This is a genomic window from Candidatus Pelagibacter sp. PS_16, from assembly GCF_059417965.1.
Genome location: NZ_CM182074.1, coordinates 201716 through 222073 on the forward strand (window position 1 = coordinate 201716; position 20358 = coordinate 222073).

A 20358-nucleotide genomic window follows, 5' to 3' on the forward strand; every position below is an offset into this window, starting at 1 on the left:
ATTTTAATAAAATACCTAATATAATGGGTATATTAAATTTAACACCAGATAGTTTTTCTGATGGGGGTAAATTTAATAAAAAGAAAAAAGGAATATCTCATGCAAAGAATTTATTTAAATCTGGAGCAGATATTATTGATGTTGGTGGAGAATCAACAAGACCTGGATCTAAACCTGTAAGTAAAAAGGAAGAATGGAATAGAATAAAAGAAATATTAAAAGATGTTAATAAAAAAATTCCACTATCATTAGATACAAGAAAATCAGAAATTATGATTAAAGGGATTCATTTAGGAGTTAAACTTATAAATGACGTGTCAGGTCTAAGTTATGACCCTAAAACAGTTAAGGTATTGATAAAAAGCAAAACTCCATTTGTCATTCAACATTCACAAGGTACACCAGAAAAAATGCAAAAAAACCCTAAGTACAAAAATGAATTATTAGATATTTATGATTTTTTTGAACTAAAGATTAAATTTTTAAGATCTATGGGTATAAAACATAATAATATTGTAATTGATCCAGGAATTGGTTTTGGAAAAAATTTGAAACATAATATGAATTTAATTAGAAGCGTTTCTATTTTTCATACTCTTGGTTTTCCTATATTACTTGGACTTTCTAGGAAAAAATTTATTAAGGATTTATCTGGAAAAAATGATAGCAAGGAAAGATTAGGTGGAACAGTAGCTTCTTCCATGTATGCAATGATGCAAGGAATTCAAATTCTAAGAATTCATGATGTGAATGAATTAAGACAAAGTATAAAGGTGTTTAAAGAATTAATTAAAAACTAATGGCAAAAAAATATTTTGGAACAGATGGAATAAGAGGTGCCGTTAATAGTAAAAATATTAATGGAGACATGTTTTTTAAATTTGCTCTTGCAACAGGAACTTACTTTAAAACTCAAAAAAAAAAGAAACAAATAGCAATAATTGCTAAAGATACGAGGCTCTCAGGGTATAGTTTGGAACCTGCGTTAGTATCAGGACTTACATCGGCTGGTATGCATGTTTATACATTAGGCCCACTCCCAACCAATGGCTTAGCAATGCTCACAAAGAGTATGAAAGCCAATATGGGAATTATGATTACAGCATCTCATAACCCATATCATGACAATGGGTTAAAATTATTTGGACCTGATGGGTTAAAACTATCAAATAAAATTGAAAAGAAAATTGAAACTTTAATTGATCAAAAGATTGAAAAATCTTTATCAAAACCAAAAAAATTGGGTCGTGTAAAAAGGTTAGAAACTGCAAATAAAGATTATATAAAAATTTTAAAAAGTAATTTACCAAAAGATTTTAATCTAAGAGGTTTAAGAATAGTAATTGATTGCGCAAATGGGGCTGGATATAAGGCTGGACCTGAATTATTAAAATCTTTAGGTGCTAAAGTATTTTCAATCGGAATAAATCCTAATGGTCTTAATATTAATAAAAATTGTGGATCTACTTTTCCAAATAAAATCAGATTTGCAGTAAAGAAATATAAAGCACATATAGGAATTTCACTTGATGGAGATGCCGATAGAATTATTATGTGTGATGAAAAAGGTATTGTAATTGATGGAGATCAAATAATTGCTGCAATAGCAATGAGATGGAAAAGAAAAAAAATGTTAAAAGGAGGTGTAGTTGGCACTTTAATGTCTAACTATGGATTAGAAAAGTTTTTTAAACTACATAATATAAAATTCTTAAGATCAAATGTAGGAGATCGCTTTGTAAAAGAGAAAATGCAAAAAAATAATTTTAATTTAGGTGGTGAACAATCAGGGCATATTATTCTAGGCAAATTTGCAACTACTGGAGATGGCTTATTAGTTGCTTTAGAAGTTTTATTTTCATTAAGAAAAGGAAAAAAAGCTAGTAGTTTTTTTAATACCTTTAAGAAAACTCCACAAATATTAGAAAATATTGATGTTAAAGACAAAAATATAATTAAAAATAGTGATATTAAAAATTCTATAAAATTAGCAGAAAAATTAATTAAAGGTCAAGGTAGAATATTAGTTAGAAGCTCAGGAACGGAGTCTAAAATCAGAGTAATGGGAGAGAGTGATAATATTAAATTACTTCAAAAATGTTTGAAAATCGTTTTAAGAAAAATTAAATAAATTGAAACCAAAATCTAAAATATTAGTTATTGCCGGATCAGATTCATCTGGTGGTGCTGGCGTTCAAGCTGATATTAAAACTATCACAGCTTTAGGTTCGTATGCCATGACAGCAATAACAGCTGTCACAATCCAAAATACAACAGGTGTAAAATCAATAGTACCAATTGATCCTAAGGAAATTTCAAATCAAATAGAATTTACCTCAAAAGACATTAAACCTGATGCCATAAAAATTGGAATGTTGCATTCTACAAAAGTAATAAAATCAGTAATTCATTCATTAAATCTTATTAAAGTAAAAAAAATAATTTTAGATCCTGTTATGGTAGCTAAAGGTGGCGCAAAACTTATTGATGATAAGGCAATTCAGTTATTAAAAAATGAACTAATTAAAAAAGTTAGCCTAATTACTCCAAATATTCCAGAAGCGGAAATATTAACTAAAACTAAAATAAGAACAAAAGAAGATATGATTTTTGCTGCCAGCATATTAATAAAATTAGGAGCAAAAAATGTTTTTATAAAAGGTGGTCATTTAGAATCTAAAATCGTCCAAGATATTTTTGTAAATAAAAATGAAATTTTCATTATAAAAAATAAAAGAATTACAACCAGGAATACACATGGCACTGGTTGCACCCTTTCTTCTGCTATTTCTACATTCTTTTCATGTGGAAAAACCTTAAAGAGATCTTGTGAGCTTGCAACTAAGTATGTACACAATTCAATAAATTCAAACCTTAAATTCGGTAAAGGTCATGGGCCTATCAACCATTTAAGTTCAGTAACAATAGAAAAAAAATTTAGATAATGAAAAATGTTGTAGTTGTTGGATCTCAATGGGGTGATGAAGGAAAAGGTAAAATAGTCGACTGGCTATCAGACCAAGCAGATGTTGTTATTCGTTTTCAAGGAGGACATAACGCTGGACACACATTAGTAATTGATGGAACAACTTATAAATTAAGATTACTACCTTCTGGAATTGTTAGAAAAAATAAAATTTCTATTATAGGAAATGGAGTTGTTGTTGACCCTTGGGCACTATTAGAGGAAATAGAGGAAATTAAATCTAAGGGTGTTGAGGTTAATGTGGATAATTTTATAATTTCAGAATCTGCAAATCTTATTTTACCATTTCATAGAGAAATGGATGAAATAAGAGAAGATGCTGCTGGAAAAGGAAAAATTGGAACAACAAGAAGAGGAATTGGGCCAGCCTATGAAGATAAAGTCGGAAGAAGATCAATCCGTGTTATGGATCTAAGATCTGAGACTAATCTAGACCATAGATTGGAAACAGTACTTCTTCATCATAATGCAATTAGAAAAGGGTTAGGTAAAAAAATTTTTGAAAAAGATAAACTTAAAGAAGAACTCTTAAAAATTGCTCCAGAAATATTAAAGTTTTCTCAACCTGTTTGGCTTAGAATTGATGAATTTAAGAAACAAAAAAAAAGAATATTATTTGAAGGTGCACAAGGAATACTACTAGATGTGGATCATGGAACGTACCCTTTTGTAACATCATCCAATACTGTTGCATCTGCGGCTGCAACAGGAACTGGTTGTGGTCCTAATTCTATTCATTATGTTCTTGGAATAACAAAAGCTTACACTACCAGAGTTGGTGAAGGACCTTTCCCAACGGAGTTAACAAATGATATTGGAGAATTGCTTGGTTCAAGAGGAAAAGAATTTGGGACTGTCACCAGTAGAAAAAGAAGATGTGGTTGGTTTGATGGTGTTTTGGTTAGACAAACAATTAAAATTTCAGGCATAGACGGAATAGCATTAACTAAATTAGATGTTTTAGATGAATTAGATGAAATTAAGATGTGTGTTGAGTATGAGCTTGATGGAAAAAAAATGGATTACTTACCTGCTGCAGTTGAGGATCAGTTAAAAATTAAACCAATTTATAAAACTTTTCCTGGATGGAAAAGCTCCACACAAGGAATAAAGAATATTGAAAATTTACCAAAAAATGCAAAAAATTATATTTATGCATTAGAAGATTTTATTGGAACAAAAGTTTCAAGTATTTCTACAAGCCCTGAACGAGAAGATACTATTCTTTTAGAAAACCCCTTTGAGGTTTAGTTTACTGGAAGTAGATTTTTAGATTTAGCAGATAATAACATGTGTTTTTGAAGCTTCTCAAATGCTTTATTTTCAATTTGTCTAACTCTTTCTCTACTAATTTTGTATTTTTTACTTAAATCTTCAAGTGTTGTAGGTTCATCATTTAATCTTCTAGAGTATAAAATTTCTTTTTCTCTTTCATTAAGAATTTTTATAGAATCTTTAAGTAAGCTTTGTCTTTGACCCATTTCTTCTTGATGTGCAAATTTTAGATCATGGTCAAGCTCTTTATCTACTAACCAGTCTTGCCACTCATCACCATCTTCTCCAACTTGTGCATTTAAAGAAAATTCTTTTCCAGATAGTCTTCTGTTCATTGAAATTACTTCATCTTTGTTGACATCTAACTTGTTTGCAATTTCAGTTACATGCTCAGGTCTTAAATCGCCTTCAGATTGAGGAGCGATTTGATTTTTAATTTTCTTTAAATTGAAAAATAATTTTTTTTGTGCAGTTGTTGTTCCTATTTTTACTAAGCTCCAAGATCTTAGAATATATTCTTGTATAGAAGCCCTAATCCACCACATTGCATAAGTTGCTAGTCTAAATCCTTTCTCAGGTTCAAATTTTTTAACAGCTTGCATTAGTCCAACATTTCCTTCTGAAATCATTTCATTTACTGGAAGACCGTATCCTCTGTAACCCATCGCAATTTTTGCAACGAGTCTTAGATGACTAGTAACAAGTTTTTCTGCAGCTTTAACATTTCCTGTTGCCTTCCAATTTTTTGCAAGCATATATTCTTCCTCTGCTGCCAGCATAGGAAATTTTTTAATTTGTTCCAGATAAGCTGATAAACCACCTTCATTAGAAAGTGCGGGAAGATTACTATTCATTGTAGTGCTCATAAGTTGTATTTATTTAATTAACTATAGTATTATTTCAAGGTTTTATTTGCCAGTATTTCTAAGCAATACTAAAATATTTTCAAGTTCTTGTGGCAAAATTGAGGTAAAAACCATTTCTTCATTAGTTCTTGGGTGAATAAATCCCAATGTTTGAGCATGCAAGAATTGTCTGTCTAATTTATAAATTAAATTTTCTAAATTAGTATCAATATTTTTAAGTTTTTTATATTTTTTTTTATATTTTCCATCACCCATAATACTATTACCCATATGTGTCATGTGAACTCTTATTTGATGCGTTCTTCCAGTTTCCAATCTGCATTCCACTAAGCTTAATGTAGGAGTTTTATCATTTTCAAAAATCTCAATTGTTTTGTAATTAGTGATTGCTCTTTTGCCTTTAGAATTGCTAACTTCCATCATCTGTCTATTTTTTGAGCTTCTAGTTATAAACGTATCAATTTTTCCAGAGGATGGTCTAAGTTTCCCCCAAATTAAAAGCTGATAAACTCTCGTAATTGTGTGCTCACTAAATTGATGTGATAAGTTCTCGTGTGTTTCATTATTTTTAGCAATAACTATTAATCCAGAAGTATCCTTGTCAATCCTATGAACTATGCCAGGTCTTAGTTCATCACCTATTGTTGATAACGAGTCCTTGTTATAATGCATTAAGGCGTTAACAATTGTTTCATCATAATTTCCTGCACCTGGATGCATAATTATACCTGCTGGTTTGTTGATTATTAGCAAATCATCATCTTCATAAACAATTTGTAACTTAAAATTATATGGCTTTAATGATGCTTCTTTAGGTTCTGGAATTTGAAGATTTATCTCATCTCCACTCAGTACTTTTTTTGAGGGACTATTAATAATTTGATCATTTATTTTTAATTTTTCTTTAAGAATTAAATTCTTAATTCTGGATCTGCTAATTAAGTTTTCTCTTTTATTAATGAATACATCAAGCCTGAGATTATTTTCATCTTCACCAACTATTAAATTAATGTTTTTTTCCATAAAATGTAATATTAATACTATATGCGCTTGTAGCTCAACTGGATAGAGCGCCTGACTTCGGATCAGGAGGTTCTGGGTTCGACTCCTAGCAGGCGCACCAAAACCAAAAAAAATGTCTAATACTTTGATGCCCTCCGCAATCTATCATTTATAGTTTTACCAAGTCCTATATTAGGAATCTTTTCCACAGCAATCGATTTATAACCCTCATTTTTTATTTTTCTTAGACACGAATAAAGGTTTTTTGCTGCTTCATCTAAATTACTTTTCGAAGTTAAATAAAAATAATTTTTGAGTTTAGTTTTCTTTTTCTTAATTATTATGAAAGCTTCGTCATTTTTTGGTTTTGTGACGTTCATTCTTAAAGGAATACCAGGAGAGTAATGTAGCCGTGATTGACCAGGAGCTATTTTTTTCTTAGGATTGGTAGATATATTCATATTGAAACCTAAAGTTTTTTGAATTTTTGAAATATCTAGACCTCCTAATCTCAGTATAGTTGGTCTAGCTGTAAGATTAACTATTGTAGACTCTATTCCAATAGCGCAAGTACCTCCGTCTAAAATATATTTAATTTTATTACCGAATTCTTCTTTAACATCTTTTGCATTAACAGCACTTACTTTAGTTGCAATATTAGCACTAGGTGCAGCTAATGGATAATCTAGCTGTTTTAGTAAATTTTTAAATATTGTGTGTTTTGGAAATCTTACTGCTAAACTTTTCTTATTATTAGTTACATATTTTGAAATCTTAGAGTTTTTTTTTAATTGTAATACGTATGTTATTGGGCCAGGTGAAAATTTTTTATAAAGTTTAATAAAATTATCATTTATCAAACAATCTTTTTTAAGAGAATCGATATCGTGATAATGTACGATTAGAGGGTTGTTTTTTGGTCTCTTTTTTAAATTATAAATCTTTTTTACTGCTGAATTCTTGTATGCATTAGCGGCTAGACCATAAACGGTTTCAGTAGGTACGCCAATACAGTAATTTTTATCAAGGTATTTTTTTGCTTTTTTGATATTTGATTGATTAGATTTCATGTATTAATAATTATTATTATATGAAAGATAAAAATTTACCACTTGATAATAACACACTGTCTCTTGAGGAGTTAACAAAAGAGGCAAATAATATTATTGAATCTTTAGAGTCGGAGAAAGACTTGCAGAATTCAATTGACTCATACCAGCAATTGTTAAAATTAAATAATATTATTGAAAAAAAATTCTATAAAACTTCAAAAATGATCAATGAAGAAACAAAAAAAAAAATTAACAATATAAGTTCAAAAAAAAATGCAAAATAAACTTGCTAGAATAGCAAAAGATACAAACTTATTTTTAAAGCGATTTATTAAAGGACAAAAAAGAACAGAATTAATAGCTGCTATGGAATATGGGTTATTTCCAGGTGGAAAAAAAATTAGATCAAAAATTTTAATTGATATAGGAGCTATATTTAAAATTAATTATAAAACATTAATTTCTATTGGTGCTGCAGTTGAATGTATTCATGCTTATTCATTAATACATGATGATTTACCTTGCATGGATGATGATAAAATAAGAAGAGGAAAAATTTCTACACACATTAAATTTGGAGAATCAACAGCGGTACTTGCAGGAAACTCACTTTTAACAATGGCTTTTGAAATCTTGGTTAGCTCGAGCTTAAAGATAAATGAAAAAATAAAAGTAGATCTAGTAAAAAAACTCTCAGAGACTTCTGGACATCTAGGAATAGCTGGTGGCCAATATTTAGATCTTAGTTTTGAAAATAAAAAGGTTTCTAAAAGTAAAATTATAGACATGGAAATAAAAAAAACAGGCAAGCTCTTTAGCTTTTGTTGCGCTGTCCCAGTTATCATTAAGAGAAAAAGTAATACACAAATAAAGTTTTTTGAAAATATAGGGTCAAATATTGGACTTTTATTTCAAATTGCTGACGATTTAATAGACTTTAAGGGCTCTACAGTTATTGCTGGTAAGTTAACAGGTAAGGACAAGAAAAAAGGTAAAGCCACTTTAATCAGTTTACTAGGATATCAAAATGCTATTAAATATGCTGATAAAATTAAGTCTAAAATAATTAAAGATTTAAATAAATATAGTTCAAACACTAACAGTTTAAATGAAACCCTAGACTACATTTTAAAAAGAAATAAATAATGCAAAACTATAAATTTCTCAAAGATATTAATTTTCCTTCTGACTTAAGAAAATTATCAGAGAACGATCTTCAAGAAGTTTCTAACGAAGTTAGAAAAGAGATGATTGATGCAGTATCTGAAACAGGAGGACACTTAGGTGCAGGTCTTGGTGTTGTTGAGCTAACCGTAGCTTTACATTACGTATTTGATACTCCAAATGACCGACTAATTTGGGATGTGGGTCATCAAACTTATCCACATAAAATTTTGACTGGAAGAAAATCAAAAATTAAAACATTGAGACAAGGTAATGGATTGTCTGGTTTTACAAAAAGATCTGAAAGTGAGTATGATCCATTTGGTGCAGCACATAGCTCAACATCAATATCATCAGCTCTAGGCATGGCGGAAGCAAATAAGTTATCAAATAAATTGAATAATATAATTGCAGTCATAGGAGATGGCGCAATTAGTGCGGGTATGGCATATGAGGCAATGAATAACGCTGGTGCTTCAAAAACTAAAATGATTGTTATTTTAAATGATAACGATATGTCGATTGCAAAACCAGTGGGTGCTATGAGAACTTATTTAGCTAAACTTTTAACAGGAAAAATTTATTTCAGTTTAAGGGAAACTTTTAAATTAATAGTTTCTGCTTTTTCTAAAAGATTTAGTGCGAAAGCTGGAAAAGCTGAGGATTTTTTAAGATCAGCTGTAACTGGTGGTACTCTTTTTAATTCTTTAGGTTTTTATTATGTTGGTCCAATAGATGGACATGATTTGTCTACACTCATACCGATTTTAAAAAATGCAAGAGACTCAAAGCATCAAGGTCCAATTATGATTCATATAAAAACTCAAAAAGGTAAAGGATATTCTTATGCTGAAAAAGCTAGTGATCATTATCACGGTGTTTCAAAATTTAATGTTGTAACTGGCGAACAGGTAAAAAGTGGAACAAATCTTCCAGCTTATACAAAGGTTTTTGCAAACACTTTAGTGAAACATGCAGAAAGAGACAGTAAAGTTGTAGGAGTTACTGCTGCTATGCCAGGTGGAACGGGTATGGATATTTTTGCCAAAGATTTTCCAAAAAGAATGTTTGATGTTGGAATTGCTGAGCAGCATGCTGTTACTTTTGCAGCAGGGTTAGCCACTGAAGGCTATAAGCCATATGTTGCAATCTATTCGACTTTTTTACAAAGAGCTTATGATCAAGTGGTTCATGATGTGGCTATTCAAAGTTTACCTGTGAGATTTATTATAGATAGAGCAGGTTTAGTAGGTGCTGATGGATCAACTCATGCTGGCTCATTCGATATTACTTATCTTTCTACTCTTCCTAATTTTATAGTAATGGCACCAAGTGATGAAGCAGAATTAGTTAAAATGATAAATACATCGATGACAATCAATAACAAACCTTGTGCTATTAGATACCCAAGAGGAAATGGTATAGGAGTGGAATTACCATCAATAGATGAGAACATAGAGATTGGAAAAGGAAGAGTTATTCAAGAAGGGAAACAAGTTTGTATTTTAAGTATAGGAACTAGATTGGAAGAATGTAAAATTGCAGCAGCAGAATTAAAAAATAAAGGAATTGAGTCAACGATAGTTGACGCTCGTTTTGCTAAACCCTTGGACCAAGAACTTATTTTAAAGTGTGCGCGAGAACATGAGGCTATGATTACTGTAGAAGAAGGATCTATTGGAGGTTTTGGCTCTCACGTGGAAAATTTATTATCAGAAAAAGGTATATTTGATAAAGGTTTAAAATTTAGAACCATGATATTGCCTGATATTTTCATCGAACAAGATAGTCCAAAAAAAATGTATGATGTTGCTGGTCTTAACGCATCTCAAATATCAAAAAAAATACTAGACATCTTATTTACAAAAGAGTCGATAAAAGTAGTTAAAAATTAAATTTAAAAAAATTAGCTACACTGAGCTTTATTCATTAAGTAATGGTCTAACAAAACACAATTCATCATTGCTTCCCCTACAGGAACTGCACGAATACCAACACAAGGATCATGCCTACCTTTAACTGAAATAGTAGTATTTTTTCCAAACTTATTTATAGTTTTTCTAGTTGTTAAAATCGATGATGTTGGCTTAACAGCAAATGAAACAACAATTTCTTGTCCTGTTGAAATACCTCCAAGAATTCCACCTGCATTATTAGAATCAAATTTTAATTTTTTACCTTTTTGTGAAATTTCATCTGAGTTTTGTTCTCCACTTAATTGTGCAGAATTCATTCCTGAACCAATGTTAACACCTTTCACAGCATTAATACTCATCATTGCAGAGGCAATATCCATATCTAGTTTAGAATAAATTGGAGCCCCTAAACCAACGGGAATTCCTCTGGCTCTTACTTCAATAACTGCTCCACAAGATGATCCAGACTTTCTTATATCTAGCAAATATTTTTCCCAAAGTTTCAGCATATTCTTATCAGGACAAAAAAAAGGATTTTTGTTAATTGTTAGATCGTTCCATTTTCTAGTATCACATCCCAATATTCCTAATTGAGTAACAGCCCCTACAACTTTAAATTTTTTACCTAATTTATTCTCTAAAACTTTTTTAGCAATTGCACCCGCAGCAACTCTTGCAGCTGTTTCTCTTGCAGAGGATCTTCCACCACCACGGTAATCTCTTATTCCATATTTCTTAAAGTACGTAAAATCAGCGTGTCCAGGTCTGAATTTATCTTTGATGTCTCCATAATCTTTTGACCTCATATCTTGATTGTAAATAATTAAAGAAATAGGTGTTCCAGTCGTTTTGCCCTCAAATACACCAGATAAAATTTGCACTTTATCATCTTCTTTTCTCTGTGTTGTAAATTTTGATTGTCCTGGTTTTCTTTTATCTAGCTCAACTTGAATATCTTGCTCTTTTAAGTTTATATTTGGTGGACAACCATCAACGACACAGCCTAATGCTGGTCCATGAGATTCTCCCCATGTTGTGAAACGAAATTGCTTTCCAAAAGTATTAAATGACATTATCTATAGTATATAGATTATTTTGTTAAAATTATGAATCAAAAAAACTCATTAGGCCTTAATAAATGCTTTTTAGATAAAATTGATCCAATAGATTTATTTGAAGTTTGGATGAATGAAGCAAAAAAAACAGAGTTAAATGATCCAAATGCACTAGCTTTAGCCACATCAGATCAAAATAATTTTCCATCAATTAGAATGGTCTTATTAAAAGATTTTAACAAAGATGGATTTGTTTTTTATACCAATCTAAATAGTCAAAAAGGAAATGAATTAAAAAAAAATCCAAAAGCATCCATGTGTTTTCATTGGAAAAGCCTTCTAAGACAAGTAAGAATTAATGGAATAGTGCAAAAAGTTTCTAATAAAGTGGCAGATGAATATTATAACAGTAGAGGTTATGAGAGCAGAATTGGTGCATGGGCCTCAAAACAAAGCACTATATTAAATAATAGAGATGAGCTTTTAAACTCAATAGAGGAATATAAAAAAAAATATAGTAATAAAAATGATGTACCAAGACCAGAGCATTGGTCAGGTTGGAATTTGATACCCACAAGTATAGAATTTTGGTTAGATAGAGATAGCAGAATTCATGAAAGACTTAAATATACTAAAGATACTGAGGGAAACTGGGTTAAATCTTTATTAAGCCCCTAAAAGGTTCTTTGTAGACTAAATGATGTAAGACTCTCTAAAATCTTTTTTTCATCACTATCCTTAAATACAGTTAAAGAATTTGATGCAAGGTTAATAAAATGTTCAGCTTTTTTGTAGCATTCATTGATTATGTTGTATTTCTTAATAAGCTCTAAGGTTAAATTTAAATCTTCATTTGATCTTGTTTCTTGTTTAAAAATATTTTTTAACTTATCTTTTTCTATTGACGATACATTCTGAAATAACAAAATAACAGGTAAAGTAATTTTACCCTCAAGAAAATCTTTACCAATTTTTTTACCAAAAAATTTTAGATCAGAATTGTAATCTAATGTGTCATCAGCAATTTGAAATGTTAAGCCTAAGTTTTTTCCATAAAACTCTAGTGCCTCTTTTTCTTTTGTTTCTTTATTAGATAAAATTGCACCAACCTTAGTTGCTGCAGAGAAAAGTTCAGCTGTTTTTGCTGTAATAATCTTAAAATATGTTTCTTCCAACATGTCTACTTCACCTTTGTGTTGTAGTTGCAATACCTCTCCTTGAGCGATCTTTGAAGAAGTTGAGGATAAAAGTTTTAAAACTTCTATATTCCCATCATCAACCATCATTTCAAAACATCTACTTAAAAGATAGTCACCAATTAATACAGAAGAGTGATTTCCCCAAATTGAATTTAATGTTTTTTTACCTCTTCTAATATTTCCAAGATCAATGACATCATCATGCATTAAAGTGGCCCCATGTATCATTTCTACACATGCTGCTAAATTAATATCTCGACCTCCTTTAGTGTAGCCACATAACTTAGCTGACCCAAGTGTTAGTAGGGCTCTTAATCTTTTTCCACCAGTGTCGATATGATATTCAGTCATTTTTTGAACAAGGTCTACATCACTCAAGAGTTTTGATTTAATCTTTTCTTCAACTAAAACTAATTTTTCATCAACAGAATCTTTTAGTTGATAATATGAATTATTTATTTGGTTTCTAAGTTGAACTACAGTTCCCATAAAAAATAAGTTAGTATAATTAAGTTATATTTATTACTTATCAATTGACGCACCTTAATCTTCAACTATAAGTATGCTTTATATTAAATCAAAAATTCTATAAGGATTAACAATGTTCTCTTTTTTTAAAAAGAAAAAAATAATAGCTCATATCAAGCTAAATGGTGTAATTGGCAATGCTGGAAAGTTTAAACAGGGCATAGATTTTGCAGGACAAGAAGAGATTATAGAAAAGGCTTTTTCACTAAAAAAAGCAAAAGCAGTGGCAATTACTATAAATTCACCGGGTGGATCACCAGTCCAATCACATTTAATCTACAAATTTATTAGAGCTCAAGCTAAGAAAAACAAAATAAAAGTAATAGTGTTTGCGGAAGATGTTGCAGCTTCTGGTGGATACTTAATAGCTTGTGCAGGAGATGAGATATATGCAAATTCAAGTTCAATTATTGGATCAATAGGGGTTATTTATTCATCATTTGGATTTACAGAACTAATTAAAAAAATTGGTGTAGAAAGAAGAGTTCATACAGCTGGAAAAAATAAAAGCTCATTAGATCCCTTTCAAGAAGAGAAGTCAGAAGATATTGAGAGACTTAAGAATATCCAACTAGATCTGCATAAAGATTTTATTAAAGTTGTAGAAGAAAGCAGAGGATCTAAACTTAAAAAGGATGGGATTGAATTGTTCTCAGGAGAGTTTTGGGCGGGTAGTAAATCAAAAGAGCTAGGCCTAATTGATGGACTTGGTAATGCTAATGAAATTTTAAAAGAAAAATTTGGTGAAGATGTGATTATCAAAAAATTTGAAAAATCTAAGGGTTGGTTAAGTAAGAAATTATCTTCATCTAGCAATCAAATAGATCAACTAGCAAATATTTTAGAGGAAAGATCTATCTGGCAAAGATATGGCTTCTAAGGAAAAAATTATAAAACCTAAATTTCAATCATTTCAAGATACTATTTTGAATCTTCAAAAATATTGGAGCAAACAAGGATGTATTCTTCTACAGCCATATGACATAGAAGTTGGTGCAGGAACCTTTCATCCTGCTACAACCTTAAGATCATTAGGGCCTAAGCCATGGAAAGCAGCTTATGTTCAGCCATCAAGAAGACCCACTGATGGAAGATATGGAGAAAACCCAAATAGATTACAACATTATTATCAATTCCAAGTTTTAATAAAACCTTCACCAGATAATATCAAAAAACTTTATTTAAATAGTTTGGCTGTAATAGGTATTAATCATAAAGAACATGATATTAGATTTGTTGAAGATGATTGGGAAAGTCCAACTTTAGGTGCGGCAGGTTTAGGATGGGAAGTTTGGTGTGATGGAATGGAAATTACTCAATTTACATACTTTCAACAAATGGCTGGATTTGAATGTAAACCTGTTTCAGTTGAAATAACATATGGTCTTGAAAGAATTTGCATGTTTACTCAGCAAATGAAAAATGTTTATGATTTATTATGGAATGAAGAAGGTGTAAAATATGGGGATGTGTTTCTTCAAGCTGAAAAAGAGTTTTCAGTGTATAATTTTGAACATGCGAATACAGAAAATCTATTCAAAATGTTTGATATGTTTGAGCTTGAAGCAAAAGCATTGGTAGCTAAAAAAATTTCACTACCTGCATATGATCAATGTCTAAAAGCAAGCCATGCATTTAATATTTTAGATGCAAGAGGAGTTATAAGTGTTGCTCAAAGAGCGGGTTATATAGGGCGTATTAGAGACATTACAAAAGCAGTCGCCGAAAATTGGTTAAGCAGTCAAACAAATTAATGTCAGATTTTTTTATAGAGTTGTTTAGTGAGGAAATACCAGCTGGTTTACAGAGAAACTCACGTAATGTTTTATTAGAAAATTTTCAAAATTTATTTGAGGAAAAAAAAATTCTGTTCAAAAAAAGTTCTTCATTTTCAACACCAAATCGTCTTATAATTTTATTTGAAGGCCTATCTAAAGAAATAATACAAAAAGCTGAAGAAATAAAAGGACCAAATGTTAAAGCTCCAGAAAAAGCTATTGAGGGGTTTTTAAGGTCAAATCAAATAGAAAAAAAAGATCTTCTTAAAAAAACATTGGAAAAAGGAGAATTTTATTTTTTCAAGAAAGCATCAAGTAAAATTAATACCATAGATTTACTTCAAGAATATACACCTATAATCCTTGATAAATTACAATGGAAAAAATCTATGACTTGGGGAAGCTATAACCTTAGTTGGGCGAGACCATTAAAATCTATCCTAGCAGTTTTTGATGATAAAAGTTTAAATTTTAAATTTCATCATTTAATAGCCTCTAACTCAACATTTATTGACAAAGAGTTTGAAGATAAAAAAAAAATATTTAAAAACTTTAAAAGTTATAAAGATTTCTTTAGTCAATCTGGCATAATTATAGATCACGTATTGAGAAAAGAATTTATTGTTAAAGAAATTGAAAAAATATCTAGAAAAAACAATTTCATTGTCGAGCCTAATAATAAACTTTTAGATGAAGTTACAGATATTGTTGAGCAACCAAATATTTTAGTGTGCAAGTTTGATCAGAAATTTTTGAATATTCCAAAAGAAATTTTGATTATTACAATGCAATACCATCAAAAATATTTTCCAACATTTGATAAAAAAGGAAAAATTACCAATGAATTTTTAGTTGTGGCAAATAACAATGATGAAAAAGGTTATATTAAGATGGGTAATGAAAGGGTTGTAGAAGCAAGATTAAGCGATGCTCAATTTTTTTGGGAAAAAAATAAATCTCAAAATTTAGTTAAACAAGTTTCAAAATTAAAAAATATGAATTATTTTAAAGGTCTCGGATCTTATTTTGACAAGATTCAAAGAATGAGAAAACTTGGAGGAATGATTTCTGATGAATTATTAATTAGCAAAGATCAAGTTGAACTATCAGCATCGATTTGCAAAGTTGATTTAGTCTCTGATATTGTTGGTGAATTTCCTGAGCTTCAAGGAATTATGGGTGGACATTTCGCTGAAGTGCAAGGTTTTGATAAAGAGATAGCGCTAGCAATAAGTGAACATTATCAACCAGCAGGTCTTGATAGTAAAACTCCAAAGAAACCATTTAGTATTGCTTTAGCTTTAACTGACAAAATTGATACCTTAGTAGGTTTTTTTGGAATTAACCAAAAACCAACTAGCTCAAAAGACCCTTATGCGCTTAGAAGGTCTGCACTTGGTGTAATAAAGCTATTAATTGATAATAATAAAGAGTTTAAAATCAAAGATCTTATTAGTTATTCTACTTCACTACATAAAGACCAAGGGTTTATTTTTTCAAACGAGTTATCTCAAAAAGAATTATCCGATTTTTTAATGGACAGATTAAAATACTACATGAAAGAGAAAAAGATTAGACCAGAGGTAATAGAAGCCAGTATAAAAGCACATGGATTAGATCATATGAACCAAATATATAAAAAAGCTTCAACACTTAGTGAGCTAATCAGCAAAGATATAGGAGAGGACATTATTACAAGCTACAAAAGAGCTTACAGTATACTTGAAAGTGAGTTGAAAAATACAGATCTTGAACTTTCAAATACAACTGACCCTGGTATTTTTAAAAATGACTATGAAAAAAACCTATTTAAAAAAATTAATGAAATAAGAAAATATTTTACAAATATTGGCAAAGATGAAAACTACAGAGAAACACTTGAAATTCTTGCTGGAGCTAAAAAAGCAACTTCAGAGTTTTTTGACAATGTTAAGGTCAATGATGATGATAAAAATATTAAAAAAAACAGATTGGAACTTTTACAAATGTTATGTAGAACATTTGATAATTACATAAATTTTTCAAATATAGAAATCAAACAGTGAATAAGCTAATTTTAAATTTTAAATCAAAAGATTCAAAAAAAATTAAAAATCCTAAAGATTTTTTAGGTGGAAAAGGGGCAAACCTTTCTGAAATGGGCAGAATGGGACTGCCAGTTCCTCCTGGATTTACAATTTCAACAAAAGTTTGTGAATTATTTTACAAAGATAAGAAAAAATTAAATTCAAAAATTGTTAATACTATAAAAAAGGAATTAAAAATTATCGAAAAAGAAGTAGGGAAAAAATTTGGTGATTTAAAAAATCCTTTATTATTATCTGTTAGATCTGGTGCAAGAGTTTCAATGCCTGGCATGATGGACACAATTTTGAATTTAGGATTAAACGATAAAACTGTTCTTGCACTATCAAAAAAAACTTCTAATAGCAGATTTGCAAAAGATAGTTACCGAAGATTTATTCAGATGTATGGCAATGTTGTTATGGGTGTTGAGGGCTATCACTTTGAAGAATTAATTGAAAATTACAAATTAACCAAAGGTGTTCTTTTAGATACAGATCTTGACGCAGATGATTGGGAGGGATTAATTAATGATTTTAAAAAAGTTATTAAAAATCAAACCAAAAAAGAATTTCCCCAGAACGTATATGATCAATTATTAGGAGCTATTAGTTCGGTATTTCTATCTTGGGAAAGTAACAGAGCAAAAGTTTATAGAAAACTAAACCAAATTCCTGCTGAATGGGGAACTGCAGTTAACGTTCAATCAATGGTATTTGGCAATATGGGTAATGATTGTGCAACTGGTGTTGTCTTTACAAGAAATCCATCAGATGGGGTTAATGAAGTGTATGGTGAATACTTAATTAATGCTCAAGGAGAAGATGTCGTGGCAGGTACAAGAACTCCTCAGTATATAACCAAAAAAGCAAGAAAAGATGCAAAAGCAAAAGAAGCTTCGATGGAAGAAGCTATGCCAAAAGTATTTAAACAATTAGATAAGATTTTAAAAATTTTAGAAAAACACTACAAAGATATGCAAGACGTAGAATTTACAGTTGAAAATAATAAATTGTGGATGCTACAAACAAGATCAGGAAAAAGAACTTCAAAGTCAGCTGTTAGAATTGCAGTTGATATGGTTAAAGAAAAGTTGATTTCTAAAAAAGAAGCAGTGATGAGAATAGATCCAGCTTCTTTAGATACATTGTTACACCCTACATTAGACGAAAAAAGCACACTAAACGTTATAGCAAACGGTTTGCCAGCATCTCCAGGTGCTGCAAGTGGTAAGGTTGTTTTTACATCAGAGGAAGCAGAAAGATTAAACAATGTTATGCAGGATACTATTTTAGTACGTGTAGAAACTTCACCTGAAGATATTCATGGAATGCACGCTGCAAAAGGAATTTTAACAGCAAGGGGCGGGATGACTAGTCATGCTGCAGTGGTTGCAAGAGGAATGGGTAGACCATGTGTTTCTGGCTCTAGTGAGATTGATATTAACTATGAAGCGAAAACCTTTAAAACTTCTTCTATTGAAATTAAAGAGGGAGACATTATTACAATTGATGGTTCAACAGGAAGAATTATTCTAGGAGAAGTGCCAACGGTTAAACCAGAAATTTCAGGAGACTTTTCCAAATTAATGAGCTGGGCAGATAATTTTAGGAAACTAAAAGTAAGAACGAATTCAGAAACACCATTAGATACAAAAACTGCAAGAGACTTTGGAGCAGAAGGCATAGGACTTTGTAGAACCGAACATATGTTTTTTGATGAAGAGAGAATTTTATCTGTTAGAGAAATGATTTTATCAAAAACAGTAGAAGATAGAAACAGGGCGCTAGCAAAACTTTTACCACATCAAAAAAAAGATTTTGTACAAATATTCAAAATTATGAATGGTCTTCCTGTCACAGTGAGACTGTTAGATCCGCCATTACACGAGTTTCTTCCAAAAACAGAAAAAGAAATTAATGATGTAGCAAAAGTTGTAGGGTTACCATTAAAAGAAATTGAGTCTCGAATTAACGAGTTACATGAACAAAACCCAATGCTTGGTCATAGAGGGTGTCGATTGGGAATTTCTTTTCCAGAAATTTATGAAATGCAATGTAGAGCAATCTTTGAGGCTTTATCTGAACTTAAGGTAGAAAAAATTAAGTCGGCATTTCCAGAAATTATGATCCCTTTAGTATCAACCGAAGCTGAGATTAGAATAATGAAAGATTTAGTAGTCAGAGTTGCAAAAGAAGTTCAAAAGGATAAAAAAATTAAAATAGATTATTTAGTTGGTACAATGATTGAATTACCAAGAGCAGCAATTAAAGCTAATGATATAGCTAAACACGCTGAGTTCTTTAGTTTTGGAACTAATGACTTAACTCAAACAACATTCGGTTTAAGTAGAGATGATAGTGGTAAATTTTTAAATGATTACCTTGAGAATAAGATTTTTTCTATAGATCCATTTATCTCTATAGATGACGGAGTAGGTGATTTAATAGAAATTGCAGTTGAAAAAGGAAGAAAAACTAATAAAAAAATTAAACTTGGAATTTGTGGAGAACATGGTGGAGACCCTAAAAGTATTCACTTTTGTGCTAATGCAGGTTTGGATTATGTTTCTTGCTCACCATATAGAGTTCCAGTAGCAAGATTAGCTGCTGCACAAGCTGAACTTTCTAAAAAAAATTAGATTTCAAATTTAAAATCTATAGCTGGCACACTATGAGTGACACTTCCAATTGAAACTCTATCGACACCCGTTGCTGCAATTTTTTTAATAGATTTCAAATTAACGTTCCCAGAAGCTTCTGTTTCATAATGTTTTTTAGCCATTCTAACACCTGCCTTGAGTGTTTTATTGTTCATATTATCAAACAAAACAGTATTAAATTTTAAACCCATTATTTTTTTGAGCTGATTTAAATTATCAACTTCTACTGTAATTTTTCTTCCTTTTTTATTTTTGATTGCAAGAGATACTAAAGTTTTAATATCAGAGCTTGCAATATGATTGTCTTTAATAAGAAATTCATCACTTAAATTAAACCTATGGTTTGTACCACCACCTAACGTAACGGCATATTTTTGTATTACTCTTAAGGTTGGAATTGTTTTCCTAGTACAGCAAATTTTAGTTTTTTTATTAGCTAATTTAACAAATTGATTAGTCTTAGTAGCAATTCCAGAGATATGACTTAAAAAATTTAAAGCAACCCTCTCACCAATTAAAATATTTTCAGCCCTACCTTCAATTGTTGCTACTACGTCGTTCTTTTTGACTATTGAACCTTCTTTTTTTTTAATAATAAATTTAATTTTATTATCAATTAATTTGAAGGTTTGTTTAACAAACTCTAAGCCAGCAATTACAGCTTGTTGGTTTGAAATTAATTTGATTTTTATAACTTTACTATTCTTAACTAAACTTGAAGTAATATCTCCATTTGGATAAAGATCCTCATTTAATGCAAGCTTAACTTTATTCCTGATATAATAGTTGCTTAATTTAATTTTAGGCACAT

General features: G+C 30.3%; 18 protein-coding genes and 1 tRNA gene. 13 read left to right on the top strand and 6 right to left on the bottom strand.

From position 1 onward, the window contains the following. The first annotated feature begins 23 nt into the window (after positions 1-23). The 4 genes from folP to AC5SL0_RS01080 are packed head-to-tail and all read left to right on the top strand — an operon-like array spanning position 24 to position 4237. On the top strand, positions 24-800 hold the full coding sequence (gene folP / locus AC5SL0_RS01065; RefSeq protein ID WP_494618428.1) for a dihydropteroate synthase: 777 nt from the start codon (positions 24-26) through the stop codon (positions 798-800). Beyond that, entirely contained in the window at positions 800-2131 is a 1332-nt protein-coding gene (gene glmM, locus AC5SL0_RS01070) for a phosphoglucosamine mutase (RefSeq protein WP_494618429.1), read from the top strand. The genes folP and glmM overlap by 1 nt, the downstream gene beginning before the upstream one ends. Before the next feature lies 1 nt (position 2132). After that, a complete protein-coding gene (thiD, locus tag AC5SL0_RS01075) occupies positions 2133-2945 on the top strand; it encodes a bifunctional hydroxymethylpyrimidine kinase/phosphomethylpyrimidine kinase (protein WP_494618430.1) in 813 nt (270 codons plus the stop codon). After that, a complete protein-coding gene (locus AC5SL0_RS01080) occupies positions 2945-4237 on the top strand; it encodes an adenylosuccinate synthase (RefSeq protein ID WP_494618431.1) in 1293 nt (430 codons plus the stop codon). The genes thiD and AC5SL0_RS01080 overlap by 1 nt, the downstream gene beginning before the upstream one ends. Here the strand turns inward: AC5SL0_RS01080 and rpoH are convergent. Continuing rightward, positions 4234-5115, bottom strand: coding sequence for an RNA polymerase sigma factor RpoH (gene rpoH, locus AC5SL0_RS01085; protein WP_494618433.1), 882 nt, complete (start codon positions 5113-5115; stop codon positions 4234-4236). The genes AC5SL0_RS01080 and rpoH overlap by 4 nt on opposite strands. Before the next feature lie 54 nt (positions 5116-5169). Further along, entirely contained in the window at positions 5170-6150 is a 981-nt protein-coding gene (locus AC5SL0_RS01090) for an RluA family pseudouridine synthase (RefSeq protein ID WP_027306710.1), read from the bottom strand. Positions 6151-6173: 23 nt separating this feature from the next. Between AC5SL0_RS01090 and AC5SL0_RS01095 the strand changes: the two genes are divergently transcribed. Next, a tRNA-Arg gene (locus AC5SL0_RS01095) sits at positions 6174-6250 on the top strand. 16 nt (positions 6251-6266) lie between these two features. Here AC5SL0_RS01095 and AC5SL0_RS01100 read toward each other — a convergent pair. Further along, a complete protein-coding gene (locus AC5SL0_RS01100) occupies positions 6267-7199 on the bottom strand; it encodes an L-threonylcarbamoyladenylate synthase (protein WP_494618434.1) in 933 nt (310 codons plus the stop codon). A 20-nt stretch (positions 7200-7219) separates the two neighbouring features. On the opposite strand from AC5SL0_RS01100, the gene AC5SL0_RS01105 reads away from it, so the two are divergent. The 3 genes from AC5SL0_RS01105 to dxs are packed head-to-tail and all read left to right on the top strand — an operon-like array spanning position 7220 to position 10240. Then, complete coding sequence (locus AC5SL0_RS01105; protein ID WP_018413890.1) at positions 7220-7465, top strand: hypothetical protein; 246 nt, start codon at positions 7220-7222, stop codon at positions 7463-7465. Further along, positions 7455-8327, top strand: a complete 873-nt coding sequence (locus AC5SL0_RS01110; protein ID WP_494618435.1) for a polyprenyl synthetase family protein — start codon at positions 7455-7457, stop codon at positions 8325-8327. The genes AC5SL0_RS01105 and AC5SL0_RS01110 overlap by 11 nt, the downstream gene beginning before the upstream one ends. Beyond that, entirely contained in the window at positions 8327-10240 is a 1914-nt protein-coding gene (gene dxs / locus AC5SL0_RS01115) for a 1-deoxy-D-xylulose-5-phosphate synthase (RefSeq protein ID WP_018413892.1), read from the top strand. The genes AC5SL0_RS01110 and dxs overlap by 1 nt, the downstream gene beginning before the upstream one ends. 11 nt (positions 10241-10251) lie before the next feature. Here dxs and aroC read toward each other — a convergent pair whose 3' ends face one another. Next, entirely contained in the window at positions 10252-11334 is a 1083-nt protein-coding gene (gene aroC / locus AC5SL0_RS01120; RefSeq protein WP_006997292.1) for a chorismate synthase, read from the bottom strand. 33 nt (positions 11335-11367) lie between these two features. Here aroC and pdxH point away from each other — a divergent pair, with 33 nt between their 5' ends. Next, a complete protein-coding gene (pdxH, locus tag AC5SL0_RS01125) occupies positions 11368-11994 on the top strand; it encodes a pyridoxamine 5'-phosphate oxidase (protein ID WP_494618437.1) in 627 nt (208 codons plus the stop codon). On the opposite strand, the gene AC5SL0_RS01130 is transcribed toward pdxH, so the two are convergent. Further along, on the bottom strand, positions 11991-13004 hold the full coding sequence (locus tag AC5SL0_RS01130; protein ID WP_006997290.1) for a polyprenyl synthetase family protein: 1014 nt from the start codon (positions 13002-13004) through the stop codon (positions 11991-11993). The two genes, pdxH and AC5SL0_RS01130, sit on opposite strands and share 4 nt — an antisense overlap. A gap of 112 nt (positions 13005-13116) precedes the next feature. Between AC5SL0_RS01130 and AC5SL0_RS01135 the strand changes: the two genes are divergently transcribed. From AC5SL0_RS01135 to ppdK, 4 genes are read left to right on the top strand one after another with little or no spacing between them, the layout of a single operon-like run. Then, the gene (locus AC5SL0_RS01135; RefSeq protein WP_006997289.1) at positions 13117-13923 is read left to right on the top strand and encodes a S49 family peptidase; all 807 of its coding nucleotides are present in this window, start codon (positions 13117-13119) and stop codon (positions 13921-13923) included. Next, entirely contained in the window at positions 13913-14797 is an 885-nt protein-coding gene (locus AC5SL0_RS01140) for a glycine--tRNA ligase subunit alpha (protein WP_271481051.1), read from the top strand. The genes AC5SL0_RS01135 and AC5SL0_RS01140 overlap by 11 nt, the downstream gene beginning before the upstream one ends. Continuing rightward, complete coding sequence (glyS, locus tag AC5SL0_RS01145; protein WP_494618439.1) at positions 14797-16866, top strand: glycine--tRNA ligase subunit beta; 2070 nt, start codon at positions 14797-14799, stop codon at positions 16864-16866. The genes AC5SL0_RS01140 and glyS overlap by 1 nt, the downstream gene beginning before the upstream one ends. Beyond that, positions 16863-19526 (top strand): pyruvate, phosphate dikinase, encoded by a 2664-nt coding sequence (gene ppdK, locus AC5SL0_RS01150; RefSeq protein WP_494618441.1) that lies wholly within the window; start codon positions 16863-16865, stop codon positions 19524-19526. Before glyS ends, ppdK begins: the two co-directional genes overlap by 4 nt. On the opposite strand, the gene nadC is transcribed toward ppdK, so the two are convergent. Continuing rightward, the gene (gene nadC / locus AC5SL0_RS01155; RefSeq protein ID WP_494618443.1) at positions 19523-20356 is read right to left on the bottom strand and encodes a carboxylating nicotinate-nucleotide diphosphorylase; all 834 of its coding nucleotides are present in this window, start codon (positions 20354-20356) and stop codon (positions 19523-19525) included. The genes ppdK and nadC overlap by 4 nt on opposite strands. Positions 20357-20358 lie beyond the last annotated feature (2 nt).